The sequence below is a fragment of the Fibrella aquatilis genome, assembly GCF_017353255.1.
Classification (GTDB): domain Bacteria; phylum Bacteroidota; class Bacteroidia; order Cytophagales; family Spirosomataceae; genus Fibrella; species Fibrella aquatilis.
Genome location: NZ_JAFMYU010000001.1, coordinates 86,341 through 102,852, shown reverse-complemented (window position 1 = coordinate 102,852; position 16,512 = coordinate 86,341). Strand labels below are relative to the sequence as shown.

Here is a 16,512-nt window from a genome sequence, read left to right as displayed (position 1 = left end):
CAACAAATCGTAATTCATAATTCGTAAATCTCTACTCTCCCACCATCTCCGCGCTCATTTCCCACAGGCGTTTGGCGTAGAAGCCGTTTTGGGCGTCTTTGGTGGTGGTTTTGGGCTTGCTGTCGGAGAAGTATAGGCCTGTAACGTGCTCGACGGCGGGTGAGGCGGCGAGGTAGATACTCGTGGCCGCACCCTGTTCGGGTGTTTTTAGAAAGGGACGGGCCAGATTAAGCAACGTGCCAAAGACGGTGCCACTGTCGGCTCCGAAATTGGTGCTCACCGTGCCAGGGTGCAGGCTGTTCGACGTGATGCCGTCATCTAGTAGCCGTTGCGACAACTCGTTGGCAAACAGAATATTACATAGCTTCGATTTGCCGTAGGCCTTTATAGAACTGTATGATTTGGGGCGGGCCAGCTCATCGAGGCGGAAGTCACCCGCAAACCGGTGCGCCTCCGACGACACCGTTATTACACGAGGATCCCGACCTTTTCTGAGCAGATCGAGCAGGAGGTTAGTGAGCAAAAACGCGCCGAGGTGATTGGTGGCAAACGTCAACTCAAAACCATCGGGCGAGTACTGTTCGTTGGCAATGACGAGTCCGGCGTTGTTGATAAGCACATCGATGTGCTCCACGCGGGCATGCACTTCGCCCGCCGCCTCGCGAACGGAAGCCATACTGGCCACGTCGCAGCGGATCAGGTCTATTTTCTGGGCGGGGTTGGCCGCCTGGATTTCTTGTTGAACAGGCCGTGCTTTGTCGAGGTTACGGCACAACATGATGATGTCGAATCCCTTTTTGGCCAGTTCCTGGGCCGTAATTTTACCGATGCCCGAATTGGCTCCCGTAATAACACAAATGCGTGATGAGGTCATAATAGTGGCAACCGCAGGCTGCTTTTAGCGCTAAACTATCTGTACAAGGCCGGGGTTTAATTTATATGCAGCCGCCAACGCCAACTTCCGGGCGACTGCCACCATACGCACTCCATGAAAATTACCATCATTGCGACATCACCACGTGCCAACAGTAACACCCTGCGGTTCTGCAAATTTGTTCGAAACGTGCTTCAGGAAACGGGTGAACACGAGGTAACCCTCGTCGATTTTGCCCATTACGACCTTCCTTTTGTGGGGTCTGTATGGATAAAGCCCGAAACGCTCACCCCCTTCCAGCAGGAATTGATCGCCGCCTGGGGCGAGGCCGACCTGGTCTTTTTTGCCTCGCCCGAATACAACTGGACGGCTACACCGCAGATTCTCAACGCCTTCCACATCCTGGGCGGCCCGGCGTTCAGTCAGCTGTTTACCAACAAAGTCTTCGCTATGGTGGGCGTATCGAACGGGCGGGGTGGTCGGCAACCGGCGCTCGACATGACTACGGTGCTGAACAAAGTGGTGAGCTTCACCAACAACTTTTCCATCACGTCGCCGAAACTCTACGAGTCGCACGAGACCGACAAGAATCTGGACGCCGACGGTCAGTTCATCGGCCACCCCGTCTACGACACCACCGCCCGCGCCTTCATCACCTATACCCTCGCTGTAGCGCAACGCTGGCACAAGGGTGAGTTGGCGTTGAAGTGAAAGGATGTACGAATTACGAATTACGAGCGGTCCGCCGGGGGCGCCTAGCCGCTGCGGACCGCTCGTAATTCGTAATTCGTACATCTATTTCAACACTCCCATATACATTTCTGCTACTTTGGCAACGGCAAAGTCAACGTCGGCGGGGGTGTTGTACTTGCCGAATGAGAAGCGGATATTGCCGCGCTGCGGGTCGAGGCCGGGCAGCGCGCCCAACACGTGCGACCCTACTTCCGAACCACTCGAACACGCCGACCCGCCCGACGCCGAAATACCGGCAATATCGAGGTTGAAGAGCAGCATGTCGCTGATATCAGAGGGGGGCAGGCTCACGCTGAGCACCGTGTAAAGGCTATTGTCGAGGTCGGCCGAGAGACCGTTAAAGCGTATCTGCTCGCCGTTGTGGTCGTTGAACTGGGCACGAAACTGATCGATCATGCGCTGTTTAAGGCTTTCGATATGCCGACGGTGCTCATCCATTTCGGCGTAGGCAATCTCCAGCGCTTTGGCCAGGCCCACAATGCCGTAGACGTTTTCGGTGCCGCCGCGCCGGTTACGTTCCTGCGCCCCACCGTGAATAAACGGGTGGATGGCCCCGCGATCAGAGGGGCGTGAATACAGAAAACCAACGCCTTTGGGTCCGTGGAATTTATGGGCCGCCCCCACAATGAAGTCGGCTTTAAGGGTCTGCAAATCGTGGCGGTAATGGCCCATGGTCTGCACCGTGTCGGAATGCCAGACCGCGTTGTACTCCTGACACAGGTCACCTACCAAGTTCATGTTCAGCAGGTTACCAATCTCGTTATTGCCGTGCATAAGCGACACCAGCGAGTTTGGATTGGCCTTCACCAAGCTTTCCAAGTGATCATAATCCAGCCAACCAGCGGCATCAACGTCTACCAGGCTTAGTTTGATCGCACCGGCTTTGGCCATGTACTCCAGCGTATGCAACACGGCATGGTGTTCCAGCGGCGAGGTGATGGCGTGGGTAATGCCGTAGGTTTCGATACTGCCCATAATGGCCGTGTTATCGGCCTCGGTGCCACCCGACGTGAAGAAGATCTCGGCGGGGGCAGCATGGAGCAAACTCGCAACCGTTTTTCGCGCCTTTTCAATGGCCGACCGCACCACGCGACCGTGGCCGTGAATGGATGACGGGTTGCCATAGTTGTCCTGCATCAGGGGTAGCATGGCTTCCAAAACGGCCGGATCGAGCCGGGTGGTGGCGGCATTATCGAAATAAACGCGTTGCATAGATTGAATGATGATCGTTCGGCAAAAGTACGAGTACCCTAGCGACTAACCGAAAAAAAGGCCTGCCCGGTTCAGGGGCAGGCCTTTTTGGTTGGTGGTTTGTGGTTGGCTGACGCGAGAATACGCTTGCGTCAGCCAACCACAAACCACCAACCACTTTCCCCCTACTTCACCGCTGCTTTGAGCGTGATGAAATAGACACGGTTTTTGTCAACGGCGTTGGTGGCGGGCAGGATTTTGGCTACGTAGGTGCCGGTGCCTGTTACGCCAAAGTCATCATCGTTGGAGACAGCCAGCAACGTGGGCGACAGCAGGGCCATACCCTCGGCCTTGTCGTGCGGATAAATCGGCGACACGTCGGTGGCCAGATCGAGCACCAGCGACTTGCTTACGGGCACAATACCGTTGGTTTGCAGCGCCGCTGCGGTTTTGAGTTCTTCTACGGTTTTTCCGCCATACAGTTTTCCATTGGCTCCGTTGGCCGGGTCCGAAATGTCGGTTGCACCACTCAGGTCGATCTTATAGACGCGCTTGAAGAGGGTGGCCTTGTTGGCCTCGGTGCCATACTCGCCATCGCGCTCAAGCACCAGGAAGGTGGTGTTGGTGATGGCCGTAATCTCGCTAACAGCCTGAAGGGTAGAGCGTTCAATGAGATACACAAACTGCTTTGTAGCCCCGGTGGCGATATCGAACGTTAGAATCCGCGTGACCAGTGAGCCTGAAATCGCCGCCGACGAGGGATTATAGAGCGGAAACTGCATCATGCCCACCAGCGTCTTACCATCGGGCGTAATGGTCAGGCCTTCCATGCCCCGGTTAGCGCGGCGGGTGGCAAATACCAGCGGAATCCGGCGACCGCCCGTTCCACTGCCAAACGGGTTGATCCGCTCGATAGTCTGGCCATTGGCATCGAAGCGCACAATGTGGGGTCCATACTCGTCACTTACCCAAAACGACCCGTCGGGTGCAATGGCCAACCCTTCCGAGTCGATCCCGTCAGCGCTGGTGCCCAGGTTAGTGCCGCTTACGCTCAGGGCCGTTTCGCCTGTGCCGCCCTGATTAGCGGGATTGGGCAGACCGTTGAGTTTACCGCCGGTGCTGTTTTTGAGTTCAATGACCTTTTCCAGCGTCAGTTGGCCGTTTATGAGTCGGAACTTGCCAATCTGCGGCGCAAAGCCGGGCACGGCAAACACTTTGGAGTTCGACGCCGTGCCGTCGATGTTGGGGCCACGGTCGGTCAGCATATAAAACACGGCCGGGTCGGAGGGATCGGCAGCGATGGCCGAACCAAACCCGCCATTATATACTTGTACACCATTTACATTGGTGAGCACCGGGGGCAAAAACGTACCCGGGTTGAGGGCATCGACAACGGCTGGAAAACCTACCTGCGGCACCATCCGGTGGTCCTGACAGGCACCAATCCCAAGAGCAATAGCAACAGACGCGAAGAGTGATTGACGTAGCGATATATGGTTCATAAGCGACGAGCAGCGTTAACATTTTGTTAAAGCTGCAAAGCTCGTTTTCCCGTATTACCTCAATGTAAAGGGATTGTTACGATTAGGGCTTAGTGCGCGAAGCCACTCGCGTCAGCCAACCACCAACTACTTGCTCAGCACACCAAACAGCACATCCAGTCCGGCGGCGTCGGGCAGAGGTTGAGACTGGCGACTGGTGCCTAATAGCATCACCTGTTTGTCGGCAGCGGCAAAGGCGGGCCAGCGGGGCAGGCCGCTGCCGTTGGGGTTGCCGGTTTTAATAAAATTCGCCCAGTAGGCAGCCATGTCGTGGGCCAGGGCCTCATCGGCGGGTTCCAGCAGCCGGAGGGCGTGGTCAATGAAGCGCAGGTTGTCATAGGCATAGGCCACCTCACCGGTGTGAAAAGCCCCATACGACGCATATTGGCCCGTGGCGGGCAGTTTCCGGGTGAACCGGTACACGTAAACAGGCTTTTTTAGCTTATTCTGAAGCGTGGCCCAACGGTAATTCTGCACCCCAAACGTCACATCGCGCGAGAGTCTCATCTGCGACGTGGCCGCGGCGGCATCAGTCGTGGCGGGGTAATAGTGTAGGAGTTGGGGCGCATCGGCACCGTACTGTTTCTCTACTTGTTGGCGGTAATCGGCAGCAGTTGGAGGTGGGCCAAACGCCATGCCCTCATCTTCATTCCAGCCCGTGAGCAGGGCCACGTCATTCTGGGTTCCGTCGGCGAAAAGGCAGGCAACGGTTTTGGGCAGCACATACCCGTCTACAATAGGGCCGCGCAAGGCGCCCTGCCCTTTCTGCAACAGTTCGGCGGCTGGTTTAGCCCGCAGTTCGGCCAGCGACGAGGCACCCATCGCGCTCATTACCGTCAGCCCGTTGGCTTCGGCTTCTTTCAGCAGCGGCTGTGGCCGGGCAAAACTGGCTCCACTTTCGGCAATGGCTTTAGTAAACAGTCCTTTCGCCACCGGACTGGCCACCAGACAGTTAACACTCATGGACCCCGCCGACTGTCCGGCGATGGTTACGTTGGCGGGGTCGCCGCCAAACTGGGCAATGTTGGCCTGCACCCACCGGAGCGCCGCAATCTGGTCCATTAGCCCGTAATTCCCCGACGCGTTTCTGCCCGATTCCCCGCTCAGTTCGGGATGGGCGAAAAAGCCAAACGGCCCCACCCGGTAGTTGATGCTCACAAACACGATGCCTTTGCGGGCGGTGGCTTCGCCGTCGTAAATGGGTGCCCCGCTCCCACCGCTGCCAAACCCGCCGCCGTAGATCCAGACCAGCACCGGGCGGCGCGCCGTGGTTTTGGCAGTGCCCGTCCAGACGTTGAGGTACAGGCAGTCTTCGCTAATAGGTGCTGCGGGAATCAGAAATTCGGCGCTCCAGGGGCCAAACGGAGCCGGTACACCCTGCATGGGGCTAGGCCCGAAGGCGTTACATTGCCGTATGCCGGTCCAGGGTTGCACGGGCTGGGGAGCTTTCCAGCGCAGATCGCCCACGGGTGGTGCGGCAAACGGTATACCCTTAAAAGTTTGAATATCAGCCGTTTGATTTAACGTACCGACAACCAACCCACCCGTAATACGAATGGGTTCGGGGGCATTGGTTTCTGGAGAAAAAGCCGTGGTAGCCAGGAAAAGGCAAAGCAGGAAGAGGATTGAGCGAGTCATGACGATGGGGATTAAAGCAACAAAAGCCAGCAAAGGCGAAAACACTACTTCGTCTGTGCTGGCTTTTGCTGGTCAATGCCGGTCAGGCCGAAGCGTCGGACCGCTTCAAATCTTGACCAGTCTTGATCTACACTATAAACTTACGACTACCCGAACTGCTTCAGCAGGCGGTCTTTTTGAGCGCGCGACACGGGAATCGACTGGCCGTTGGTCATTTTCCACGAAGGGTTGCCACAGCAGGGGCGGCAGTTGAAGCTCATCCGCATGAATCTCCCGGTCGAGGTCGATGACGTAGCGGGTTTACCTGCCGCCCGCGAGCAACTACATACCGGTGAATCGCGTAAGAAACTGGCCGAGCGAACTACAAAGCGCAGCCCTGCCCCGGCGTGCTATTCTCGATGCATGATGGCAAAGACTATTCAACTATGAGCGACCGTTTCGCCGGGAACAGCGTATGGGTAAATTGTCATGTTTTTGTCATCGGCTTTTGTTAACTTCTGGGCGGTGTGTTACCTATACTTGTTGCGTAAACCCTTTTAACTAGCCAGATGACATACGCGAAAGTACCCGCCAGCGGAGATAAAGTATTATTTCCGGCTGAAGACAGAGCCTATATAATAATTGCTAAAAGTAGTGATGTTGCATTCCTGAAACACGTAGTTGTAACATCGCGTGATAATGTAAGCATGTGTCCGTGGTACCATTTCAGTAAAATAGACTATGAGATGGCCTACCATAAATTCGTGCCGGGGTTGTTCCACGACATCACATACGCCAGCACGTCGTTGCTGCGGGGGGCATCGTAGGGTTCAATATACATGGTGGCGGTGCCGGGAATGGGCACGGTGGCCCATTGATTACTGCGTGCATCATACTGCCGGATGGTCTCGTTGATGCCGTCGCTGAGGGTGACGAAGAGAAAATCTTTCGACGATCCCATGCGGGTGATGTGCTGCTTGCTTTCGGGAAGCAGCACGGTGGCCGTGGCTACGCCAGGGTTGGTGGCGTCCGTCACCAGAATCTGGCCGTTGGGAGCGCCTTTGATGCTTTGCAGAAACAGTCGGTTGCCCAATTTCAGGTACGCATACACACTGTCGGTGGGGCTGGCCAGGCGTTTCCAGGCAATGCTCGGTTTGGTCAGGTCAGCCGGGTTGGCAATCCAGACGTTGGCTCGCCGGTCTACCGACCCCACATCGCCATACAGTTGCGTATCGTCGTCGGAGAGATAGACCGCCGGGTATTGGTCGGGGCGAATGCCCATCTCCGGGTTTTTTGCCCGCGACAGCAGTTTCGGGTCATTGGCAGGGTCGGTACCTAGTTTGTGCAGCCGCGCTTTGTTTGTGCAGCCGCGCTTTCGTGTCCAGGTTGCCGTTGGAGTCTTTGGTGTCCATCGAATTGTTGGGCAGGTACAGAAAGCTGTTGTCGTAACGAGTAGGCAAACGGATACTGGGCGCATAGTCTGATGAGGATCAAGGTGTGTGTTTCTTACGAATGACAGAAGGTATCTCTTTGGCTCTTAACTGTTTATTGGATATATATATGACTTGAGCAACCAATAACCTGACCGCTATCAGCGGTCTTATGTGTTTAGTAACCTCCTGTAGCAGCGCATCAAACCGATTAATAACTTCATAACAAATCACCTGGCCCGTTCCCCTATTCCGCACGGGGTAAAACGGTATTTTGGCAAACACATTCCCGTTCGCTCTATGACCACTGCCTTTGCTCCTGACTCATCAGCTGATGACGACCGCACCAGCCAACTGTTGCACAATATCACCACTTCACTACTCGACCTATTTGATACAAACGAAACGTTCTTTATTTCTAATCAATCCATGCGGAAGCTCATCACGGGGCTATCGAACCGGCTCGATAAAGCCGTAGAGGATGGCCAGGAAGACGTACTGTTCAAGCACTGGAATAGCACCATGCCCCAGACGAAAAAGAATCTGCTGCTCATAGGCCGTGAATCCCCCCTACTATTGTCCGACGGTCGCCAGATGCCGCTGTTGACGGAAAACCTGGCCGAGCGTATTCTCGCCCTCTGCAGACCGCCTGAATATTAAGGCATATCCCTATGGCCAACACTGCCTCATCCACCGGCAAGAAGGACCCATGCCCAGAGCTGGAATACAAAGACCTCACTCCGGCTTACCCTGACATTCACCTGCCGCCCACGCTGGACTGGTACCGGCAAGCAGCCAACTGGCTGGTGGGGCTGGCCACGGGTGCCCTGGCGGTGGGGCTAAGCAGTGCCGACCATATTCCGTTCAACACCCACTACCAACAGTGGGTAGCGGGGTTGACCATTGCCTGTTTTCTGGTAACGGTTGGCAGCGGTGTCGCCTTTTATTTAGCGATTACCCGGTTTGCCAACTGCCTGGAACAACGCGAAAAGTATGGTGCCTGGTACGAAGGAATAACCCTTGCTGAACAGAAGGAAATTATCCTGTGCAAGCATCGGAAAGCCGACAAAGATTCTAAGGCTGCTGAAACTACATATGGCTTTTTCTACGGGACTATGCTGTGGTCTTTTCTAGTCGCCGTGGTCGGTATGGTGCTCACGCTGGTGGGTATTTTACGAGCCCCAGCGATCCCTAAACCCCAGAAACTGACCGTTTTCACCGCCAGTATACCCCGAAGCCAGCAAACCATTTTGCTCGACGAAACCAGCAACCGCACCTGGCTCCTCACCACCGACACCGCCCGCCGCCTGATCTGGCAACCCATCCAGATCGACACCGTAACGGGTAAGAAGAAGTAGCTTAAGGGTTAACGTTTCGGAATTGACCCAGGGTGTTGTGTTTGGGTGATAAGCTATACCAATACACTTACTTGCCTACCGTCAAATACTGCACGGCCCGGTCCAGCACTTCGTCTTTCCCAGCCCGGATGCCGCTGAGGGTGGGTCGAACCAAGATTTTGGGCTGTAAACCAACCTGTTGCAGTTGCCGTCCGTCGGCGTGGCGCACGTCGTGGCCGCTGAAACTCAAGGTGATACCACCTGGAATAGCAAAGTTGGTCACGTCGCCGTTGGCCCCGGCGGTGGGGCTGCCAATGAACTCGGTGCCGTTGGCAGCTTCAAAAAACAGCCCGCTATGCTCAGCCTGGCTCTGGGTACGTTCGTCAATGAGCATCACGGTTTTCCCCCGATACACGCGCTGCCCCGTATTGCCCGGTATTTGCTGGTCGAAAAAGGTTTTCTGGGTGGTTCCGCCCTCATCGCCACTCAGCAGCAGAGGCTGGTTGGGCGAATACCGAACGAATTTTGCGCCCACCACATTCTTACGGTCGGTCAGGTAGGGTGTAATGGCCCAGGCCGTGCCGTTAGGGTAGTTGCGCATATCGAAAATGAGGGCCTTGGTTTGTTTAAACGCCTCGAACATAGCGGCCACCTCGCCCCCCTGAAGCCGCCCCATGTGGGCATAGCCAATGTTGCCCGGCAGTAGTCGGTAACTCCGGCCGGTGTCGGGCGGGTTTTGCAGTTGGCCTGCTTCGAGGCTCGTTACGGATACCGTTTTCGGTTTGCCGTTGGCCCCCAGCAAGCCAATACGAATGGGTGAACCCGCCGGCGAACGAAGTAGCCGGTTGGCAAGGTTGCGGCGGCGCGTCCACTCGTTAGAGGCGGGTTGAATGGCGGCCATCCGGGCTATGCGTTCTTGAATAGGTTCACCATTCACGCTCGTGATGATGTCGCCCACCAGTAGCCCTTTTGCCCGCAGCGAGTCGGCATACACGCGGGTAATGACAGGTTTTTCGTCGATGAACCGGACATCGACCAAAACGCCACCCGACCCGGCATAATACCGCAGCGACGTGGCCCCACCTATGAAGCCGTGGCTATCCTGAACGTGGCGGTAAAACCGGGCCACCGACAGAGCGTATTGGGTGGAGTCGGTAGCAGCGGCCAGTTCACCAACGGCTGTGTGCAGGGCCTGAGTCCAGTTGGTGGGCATCAGTTCTTTGTAGGCAAAGAAGTAATGAATCACCGACCAGATTTTGGCACCGGCCAACAGCCGATACCCCAGCGACGGGTAATTACCAGCGGGGTACGTGACTGGCGGGGGTGCCGTGGGCAACGTAGCAGGGGCGGCAGCAATGCCAATGGTGCCGTCGGCGTTGACCAGTTCACCCGTTCGAAACCTCACGCTAACGGCCTCGTTAAACGTGAACGTGGTCGTCGGCACCAGCAACGCATCGGAGAGCGGGCCGTCGCTGCTGAACCGAACATGCGGCTGACTCCGTAGCGCATATAGTTCGTCGGAAAACTCGGTCTGTTTGTTAACGGCAATCTGCACAGGAACGGCAAGCGGTTTGCCCATTGGGGCGCTTGTAGTGCCGCCGCGCAGGTAGAAACCGGACCAATATCCTCCGCTAGACGAACCTTGCTCCGGCGCAAAGCCACTGTGCTGTCGCAGCCGCTTTCCGGGCGTAAGTAGGGGGCTGGATGCCAGCCGTTTAGCCATGTCGGCTTCGTCCAGCATGTAGCTGAAATAGCCCGCCGACTCAGCCGGAATCGGACGTTCGCTTCGCAAATCGAGCCGAACAGCGCGGGCTTTGGGCAGTTGGCGAACAAACAAATTTAGGGTCTGCATGACACCCTCGTAATTGGTTGCGTTCACGTTGGCGTAGTTGTTGGTCGTCAATACAAGCGTACTGTCCGGCCCGAAATACACCTGGACTGTATCGGCTGTTTTGGTCGTGGCTGCTGGCGTTGCCCCGTTCTTCACCTGCACCGTGGTAGCGTCATCGTTCAGCACCGCCAGCAGTTGCCGTAGGGCCGTTGCCGTTTCTTCGTCGGTTTTGGCCTGGGCCACCAGCGGGGCGGCTACCGCAAAAGCAGAGTCCCAGTTGATGGGTTTGTAGCCCAGATACGGATGAAAAAACTTGATGTGGCCGTATAATTCCGAGAGCTTGGCCACCCGCTCAACCTGAGCGGGCGTGTAGGTTACGGGCTGAGCAAGCAGCAAGGTGGGTAACAGCAGGAGAACGAGTAGTAGGCGGTGCATGTCTAGTAGCGTAGAAACAGGTGGCTAGTTCTGGGGTGCAGCTGATTTTTGTAAACTTACTCAGCCGGAATAAGCCCATACTCATTGATTGAGTTACCGGTTTTGCGGCTCTCGGCGGTGCGTTGCAAGGGCAGGCTGCTATCCGTTGGCGGGGCCGTGACGTAATACTCAATGCTACCAATGGTATTGGTGGGCTTGGGCACCAGGTTCTCCAGAATGAGCCGTTTATTATCCGGCGACACCGACCACGTACCCACCAGCGTACGTCCGTCTATGTCTTTGAGCTTTACGGTCTTGGGATCGGTCAGGTCGAGGCGGAAGCCCGCGTAGCCCGGCTTGGTGCTGCTGGCGCTGCCTTTGGTATACACCAGTTGGTCGCCCTCTTTCACCGTCTGCGCCTGCCACACCTTACCAATCAACCCCGAAATGGGATCAGGCGATTTGGGTTGACAGGAAAGGATTAATGTACAATGTATAATGAACAATGTACAATGGGTGAGGGTACGCATGTAGTGTCGGCTTAATTGACCGGAGCGAAGCCGACCCGTCGGACCACATTGTACCGCATCGGCGGACCGGTTGTTCATTGTACCGCATCGGCGGACCGATTGTTCATTGTACATTCTTTTTAAGGTATCCATAACTTCTTGGTATAACGGGTGGTGGCGGTATCGAGCGAGAGGATGTAGATCCCGGTGGGGAGATGGGCAACGTCGTATTGAAACTGCGTACCGCCGTTAGACCGGCACTGGTCGGTGAGCAGGTCGCGGCCGGTCATACTAACCAGGTGCAGGGTGGTTTCCTGGAAATAGCTCCAATTAAGGGTCAGCATCAGCGTTTGATTCGTCACGTAGGCAGTCACGCCTTCGGGCAGGGGTTGGCGACGTACGGCAATGATCGTTTCGGGCGTGGTCACGGTCTCTACGTTGCTATTGCCCGACGGGCCGTACATGTTCACCGCCCGGATGCGGTAGTAGTAGGTGGTCTTCTCGGCCAGGTCTTTGTCGGTATACTGCGTGGCCGTACCCGCCAGTTGCGTCACCGACGCAAACCCACTCGTGGGGCTGGTCGACCGTTCTACTAGGATGCTCGTGGGGCCGTTACCAATGGGACCCCAGATCAACAAAACACGGTCATAGTCAGCCAGTTGTGCTTTCAAATCGACGCTAGTACTGGGCACGGGCAGGTTGGGCGTGAGGGTATTGGTCGTCACCCAGTCTGATTGTTTGGCGGAGTTTACGGCCCGCAGTCGGTAGTAGTATCGGGTGTTGGCGGTCAGGCCGGTATGCACAAACGTAGTTACGTTGCTGGTCTGGGTGGGTAGGCTCGTCCAAGGGTCGTTGCCGGTGGTGTTCCATTGCAGTTCAAAGCCCGTTTCGTTGTCGCTTTTGTCCATCCACGACAGGTTGACGACGGAAGTAGAGGCCGCAGTTGTCACGAACGCCGTGGGGGCAGCGGGCGTAGTAATGGGCGGGGGCTGGGTGGTGGCGCAGGCCGGACCGGCATACGCCGATTTCCCCGCCCCGTTAATGGCGCGCACCTGGAAACAATAGTTCCTGCTTGGCTGCAATCCACTGACTATGAATTCTTTGGTATCAGCACCAGTCGTCTTGATGTTTGTAAAAGTGCTGGTCTGCGTATCACTCTGCTCAATCTCGAAGCCGCTTTCATTGGTGCTGTTATCGGTCCACGCCAGTTTGATTTCCGTACTAGACAGGGCCGTTATCACCAGCCCCGATGGGGCCGACGGGGCAGTCACAGGCGGGGCCTGCGTAATGTCATTGGCCACATCCGACCAGTCGCTGTTGAGTGTAGCTGTAGCCAGTACCAGCACCGCCCGGATTCGGTAGTAGTAGCGCGTAGAGGGGTTGCGGCCTCCGTCCGTTTTTTCCTGCGTGTTGGGACCAATGTTATTATCGACGTTCTCCCAGGGGTCGTTACCGATGGGCGAACGTTGCAGTTCAAAGCGCGTTTCGTTGGTGCTGTTGTCGGTCCAGGTCAGCTTAATCTCCGTGCTCGACTGGGCCTTGGCCTGCAGGTTAGTAGGCTTGGCCGGGGCCGTTGGCGCGGGCGTCTGCGTGGTGTTGCAAACTTCGGGGCAATAGTCCGACGGGGTGTTGTATTTGGTCCTCACCCGGTAGCAGTACTGGGTGTTGGCCGCCAGACCCGTGTGCGAAAAAGTCGTAGTGGTAATGCCGTTCAGGTCGGCAATCTGGCTGTAGTTTCCCCCCTGCTGTCTGGCTTCCACCAGATAGCCCGTGCCGAACGTAGACGTACTGGCCGTCCAGCTCAGGTCCATGCGGCTTGTAGAAACGGGCGTAGCTTTCAGGTTGGTAGGCGGACTGGCAACCAGTTGGGCGGTGGTAGCGCACTTCGTTTCTGATGCCTCATGGCCGCTCTCCTGTATCCGGTAGCAGTATTCGGTACCCGATGGCAGGCCCGTATCGGTAAACTCGCCACCGTCGGCAAGGGTATTAATCGACTTATCCCAGGCCCCGTTCTGGCCCGTCCGGCGCTCGATGGTGATGCCCGATTCTTTGCCATAGCCCGTCCAGGTCAGCTTAATCGAATTGGTGCTGCCATTGGCATTGGCGCCAAAATTTTTGATGTTGGTGGGCAGCAGCGGCGTAGTCTGGCAGGCATTGGGCGAATAGCCCGACGTGCCTGCCTGCGGGTCTTTGGCCCGCACCCGGAAGCAGTAGTTTGTCCCCCCGGTTAACCCATCGCTCTTGAACGTAAGGCTGGCGTTGCGCCCCGACGCCTGTGTGTTGATCAACCGCCACGAGCCACCCGCCGATTGCATCTCCAGCTCATAGGTCGTGGAAAGCTGCGTGTTCCAAGTTGCCCGAATGGTGCTGGCCGTTATCTCCGACAGCGTGGGAGCGGCGGGCGTGGGGGGCGAGCCTTTGGTAGTGCCACTTGCCGTATTCGAGTAGCCCGTAAATGTGCTGCCGGTTTTGCCCCGTACCTGGTAGTAATAGGTGGTGTTGGAGAGCAGGTTTTCGTCGCAGTAGTTGCCCACCGCCAGGGTGCCACCCGCCACCGCCGCCGACTCGCCAACTTTGCTAAACGAACCGCTACGCCCGTTTGTAGACCGTTCCACCTCGTAGACCGTAGCCGCCGTGATGTTGGGTTTCCATTGCAAACAGATCGACCCACCATAGGTCACGTTGACCGTCAGGCTCGTAGGCGCGTTAGACTGCGCCCACAGCGTACCTGAGCTACTGATTATCAGCATTAGCAGGTAGGTGAGCGCAAGCAGGGTTCGGATTCGGTTCATGGTGTTGATGTGGTAAACACGGGTTGTGCGTGACAACGAACTATGGTTTATAGGTTATCTGCGCCGGTTGACTAAGTGCCGACTTTCGGTTCGGCGCAATAAGCTGGACGGCATACGTATAGGTCCCGGCTTCGGGCAAATCGTGGTCTACAAAGCGGTTAGCCTGGTCGACCAACTGGTATTGCAGCGGCCCTTCCCGATTCACGCCCCGATAGATCATAAATTGCACTGGCCCATCGTAATCGCCTGTTTTCCAGCTTAATACAATACCCTTCTGCCCTGGATCATATACGGCCCGTACCTGCGCAGGTGTAGGCGCGTTCAACTTTGTGAGGTTGACATAGTGAGCCGTAACCACAAACGACCGCTCGGACTGACGACCGCCCCCATCAGTGGCAATAAGGCTATATTCGTAGGTTTGCTGATGCGTCAGCGTACTGTCGAAGTGCGTAATGATCCCTTGCGGATTTCCCGGAATGGTGCGGATGGGTTGCCAGCCGCTGCCCTGTTCACGCCGGTATAGCGTGTGTTTTGTTACGTCTTCGCTCAGGCTCGGAATCAGCGTTAGCTGAATGCCGCTGTTTAACACCACCGCGTTCTTGATGACGGGGGTGGCCGGTGGCACTTTGTCGGGAATATCAACAACGATTGGCTCAGAAAACAGCGAATGGTTGTTGCTCAAATCGACCGCCACCAGTTTATAATACGCCTGCCGGGTCAGGGTACGAAGCGGCAACGTATCTACAAATGCACTATCGGTCAGGATGTCGCAGGTGCGCTGCTGGTAATACTCGTTGTTGCGTTGATAAGAACGATACAACTTATAGCCCAGCGCGTCGGGTTCGGTACTGGCGGGCCAGCGCAGTGTGACGATGCCGTTGGTGTCTACTTTTGCCGTTAGCCTTTTAGGGGCAGCAGGCGGGGTTTTGTCATCTATGAGGGCAGCAACGGGGTAGCTGAAGGCGGTATTACCTGCAGTGTCCACCACGGCTACGACGTAATATTTACCCAGATACGGCACCGGCTTGTCGTTGACGAAGGTGCGGGCCGAGGAGGGCAGCAGCGTTTTCATCAGGGGTTTATATGGCCCTCCATACTCGTTGGACTGCCCTATATAAAAGCCTTTCAGGTCGGGAGCCGGTTTTGGTAATGTCCACGTCAGCACAATGCGACGGTTATCTTCTACTTTCTTCCGAATGTCGATGGGTGGGCGGGGCGGGGTCAGGTCGCGCCCACTGCCCACAATCACTTTCGAGACCGGGCTGAGGTCGGCAAAGCTGTTGATGCCGATGATACGGTAATATAATTTTCGGTAATTGACCCGCACCGAATCGAGGTACGTAACCTCGTTCGGGTTAAGCGGTTCGCCAGATTCGAGGGTGGCGGTGTCGCGCTTCGAGGCCACATAGGGCACGTCATTTAGCCGTTTGAAGGTCTTGCCGTCGGTGCTCCGTTCTATGTAATAACCCGAATACGTACCCATGTTACTCTGCTTTAACCACTTGATGGTCAGTACACTATCACCCGCATCGACACCAACAACCTGCGGAGCGGCCAGCGCCGTTACAATACGCGGCGATACCACAACAGTGGCGGTGTCTTTCAGGTCGGTAGGTCGGGGTTTAAGGCCGGGGTTCATCCAGAGGCGGTACTCGTAGCGGGCGGCGTTATTATTAATCGTTCGGTCCACCCAGCGCAAACCGAGGGCCGTGGCTGCACCCGCCGAAAATTCAGCCGCCATCGCCGCCGTGAGGAACTGCCCCTGCTGCCGTTCGTAGGTCTGGTAAAAACCGGCCATCGCGCCCTTATTGGGTTTCGTATTGAGTTTCCCGTGCAGGATTTGGGCGGCAATCGCCACAAAACGGTCGTTCCGGGCCAAGTGTTGCTTCATCGAATCGAGCGACCAGGGCCGAATGGTCGCCAAACGCACCCGTTTCCGTACCGGGGCCAACTGCGTACCGGCGTATTCGATCCGTTCGAGTACATAGCCGCGTTTGTTCCCGGCCAGCCAGAAAGCGCCCCGGTCAACGTTCCAGCGTAACACGATGGAATCACCGTAGTTGAATGCGTTGATAAACAAGTGGGGTGGCTCTACCGTCACACTATGGGGGGCCGTGGCTCGCGGGCGGGTGGGTTGCCCAACGGCGCGACCTGCCAGCCCCAACAGTGCAGTCAACAGGCCAATCAGAAAACAGTGTCGAATCGTAGACATAACCTGTGTAG

At 56.4% G+C, this 16,512-nt stretch carries 12 protein-coding genes; 3 read left to right on the top strand and 9 right to left on the bottom strand.

What is annotated here, in order from left to right; genetic code table 11:
• Positions 1–31: 31 nt before the first annotated feature.
• Positions 32–874, bottom strand: a complete 843-nt coding sequence (locus J2I48_RS00420; protein ID WP_207333405.1) for an SDR family oxidoreductase — start codon at positions 872–874, stop codon at positions 32–34.
• Between the two features lie 114 nt (positions 875–988).
• On the opposite strand from J2I48_RS00420, the gene J2I48_RS00415 reads away from it, so the two are divergent.
• Entirely contained in the window at positions 989–1,585 is a 597-nt protein-coding gene (locus J2I48_RS00415; RefSeq protein ID WP_207333404.1) for an NAD(P)H-dependent oxidoreductase, read from the top strand.
• Between the two features lie 84 nt (positions 1,586–1,669).
• On the opposite strand, the gene J2I48_RS00410 is transcribed toward J2I48_RS00415, so the two are convergent.
• The 4 genes from J2I48_RS00410 to J2I48_RS00395 form a co-directional block, all read right to left on the bottom strand.
• Entirely contained in the window at positions 1,670–2,839 is a 1,170-nt protein-coding gene (locus J2I48_RS00410) for a cysteine desulfurase family protein (protein WP_207333403.1), read from the bottom strand.
• Between the two features lie 164 nt (positions 2,840–3,003).
• A complete protein-coding gene (locus J2I48_RS00405; protein ID WP_207333402.1) occupies positions 3,004–4,320 on the bottom strand; it encodes an esterase-like activity of phytase family protein in 1,317 nt (438 codons plus the stop codon).
• A gap of 126 nt (positions 4,321–4,446) precedes the next feature.
• Positions 4,447–5,997: a carboxylesterase/lipase family protein gene (locus J2I48_RS00400; protein WP_207333401.1), complete on the bottom strand. Its 1,551-nt coding sequence runs from the start codon at positions 5,995–5,997 to the stop codon at positions 4,447–4,449.
• Positions 5,998–6,727: 730 nt separating this feature from the next.
• Positions 6,728–7,453 (bottom strand): prolyl oligopeptidase family protein, encoded by a 726-nt coding sequence (locus J2I48_RS00395; RefSeq protein ID WP_229375686.1) that lies wholly within the window; start codon positions 7,451–7,453, stop codon positions 6,728–6,730.
• 253 nt (positions 7,454–7,706) lie between these two features.
• Between J2I48_RS00395 and J2I48_RS00390 the strand changes: the two genes are divergently transcribed.
• Together J2I48_RS00390 and J2I48_RS00385 are read left to right on the top strand one after the other, a co-directional pair.
• A complete protein-coding gene (locus J2I48_RS00390; RefSeq protein ID WP_207333400.1) occupies positions 7,707–8,066 on the top strand; it encodes a hypothetical protein in 360 nt (119 codons plus the stop codon).
• 11 nt (positions 8,067–8,077) lie between these two features.
• Positions 8,078–8,764, top strand: a complete 687-nt coding sequence (locus J2I48_RS00385; protein WP_207333399.1) for a hypothetical protein — start codon at positions 8,078–8,080, stop codon at positions 8,762–8,764.
• A gap of 67 nt (positions 8,765–8,831) precedes the next feature.
• On the opposite strand, the gene J2I48_RS00380 is transcribed toward J2I48_RS00385, so the two are convergent.
• The 4 genes from J2I48_RS00380 to J2I48_RS00365 all read right to left on the bottom strand — a co-directional run bounded on the left by J2I48_RS00380 (position 8,832) and on the right by J2I48_RS00365 (position 16,501).
• Positions 8,832–11,009: a S41 family peptidase gene (locus tag J2I48_RS00380; RefSeq protein WP_207333398.1), complete on the bottom strand. Its 2,178-nt coding sequence runs from the start codon at positions 11,007–11,009 to the stop codon at positions 8,832–8,834.
• Positions 11,010–11,065: 56 nt separating this feature from the next.
• Positions 11,066–11,518, bottom strand: a complete 453-nt coding sequence (locus J2I48_RS00375; RefSeq protein WP_207333397.1) for a hypothetical protein — start codon at positions 11,516–11,518, stop codon at positions 11,066–11,068.
• Positions 11,519–11,637: 119 nt separating this feature from the next.
• Entirely contained in the window at positions 11,638–14,289 is a 2,652-nt protein-coding gene (locus J2I48_RS00370) for a fibronectin type III domain-containing protein (protein ID WP_207333396.1), read from the bottom strand.
• A 40-nt stretch (positions 14,290–14,329) separates the two neighbouring features.
• On the bottom strand, positions 14,330–16,501 hold the full coding sequence (locus J2I48_RS00365; RefSeq protein WP_207333395.1) for a fibronectin type III domain-containing protein: 2,172 nt from the start codon (positions 16,499–16,501) through the stop codon (positions 14,330–14,332).
• Positions 16,502–16,512: the final 11 nt, after the last annotated feature.

Coding starts and splice junctions, on each gene's coding strand:
- J2I48_RS00365 (WP_207333395.1), bottom strand. CDS start 16,501: ATGTCTACGATTCGACACTGTTTTCTGATTGGCCTGTTGACTGCACTG.
- J2I48_RS00405 (WP_207333402.1), bottom strand. CDS start 4,320: ATGAACCATATATCGCTACGTCAATCACTCTTCGCGTCTGTTGCTATT.
- J2I48_RS00390 (WP_207333400.1), top strand. CDS start 7,707: ATGACCACTGCCTTTGCTCCTGACTCATCAGCTGATGACGACCGCACC.
- J2I48_RS00380 (WP_207333398.1), bottom strand. CDS start 11,009: ATGCACCGCCTACTACTCGTTCTCCTGCTGTTACCCACCTTGCTGCTT.
- J2I48_RS00375 (WP_207333397.1), bottom strand. CDS start 11,518: ATGCGTACCCTCACCCATTGTACATTGTTCATTATACATTGTACATTA.
- J2I48_RS00415 (WP_207333404.1), top strand. CDS start 989: ATGAAAATTACCATCATTGCGACATCACCACGTGCCAACAGTAACACC.
- J2I48_RS00410 (WP_207333403.1), bottom strand. CDS start 2,839: ATGCAACGCGTTTATTTCGATAATGCCGCCACCACCCGGCTCGATCCG.
- J2I48_RS00395 (WP_229375686.1), bottom strand. CDS start 7,453: ATGCGCCCAGTATCCGTTTGCCTACTCGTTACGACAACAGCTTTCTGT.
- J2I48_RS00385 (WP_207333399.1), top strand. CDS start 8,078: ATGGCCAACACTGCCTCATCCACCGGCAAGAAGGACCCATGCCCAGAG.
- J2I48_RS00400 (WP_207333401.1), bottom strand. CDS start 5,997: ATGACTCGCTCAATCCTCTTCCTGCTTTGCCTTTTCCTGGCTACCACG.
- J2I48_RS00370 (WP_207333396.1), bottom strand. CDS start 14,289: ATGAACCGAATCCGAACCCTGCTTGCGCTCACCTACCTGCTAATGCTG.
- J2I48_RS00420 (WP_207333405.1), bottom strand. CDS start 874: ATGACCTCATCACGCATTTGTGTTATTACGGGAGCCAATTCGGGCATC.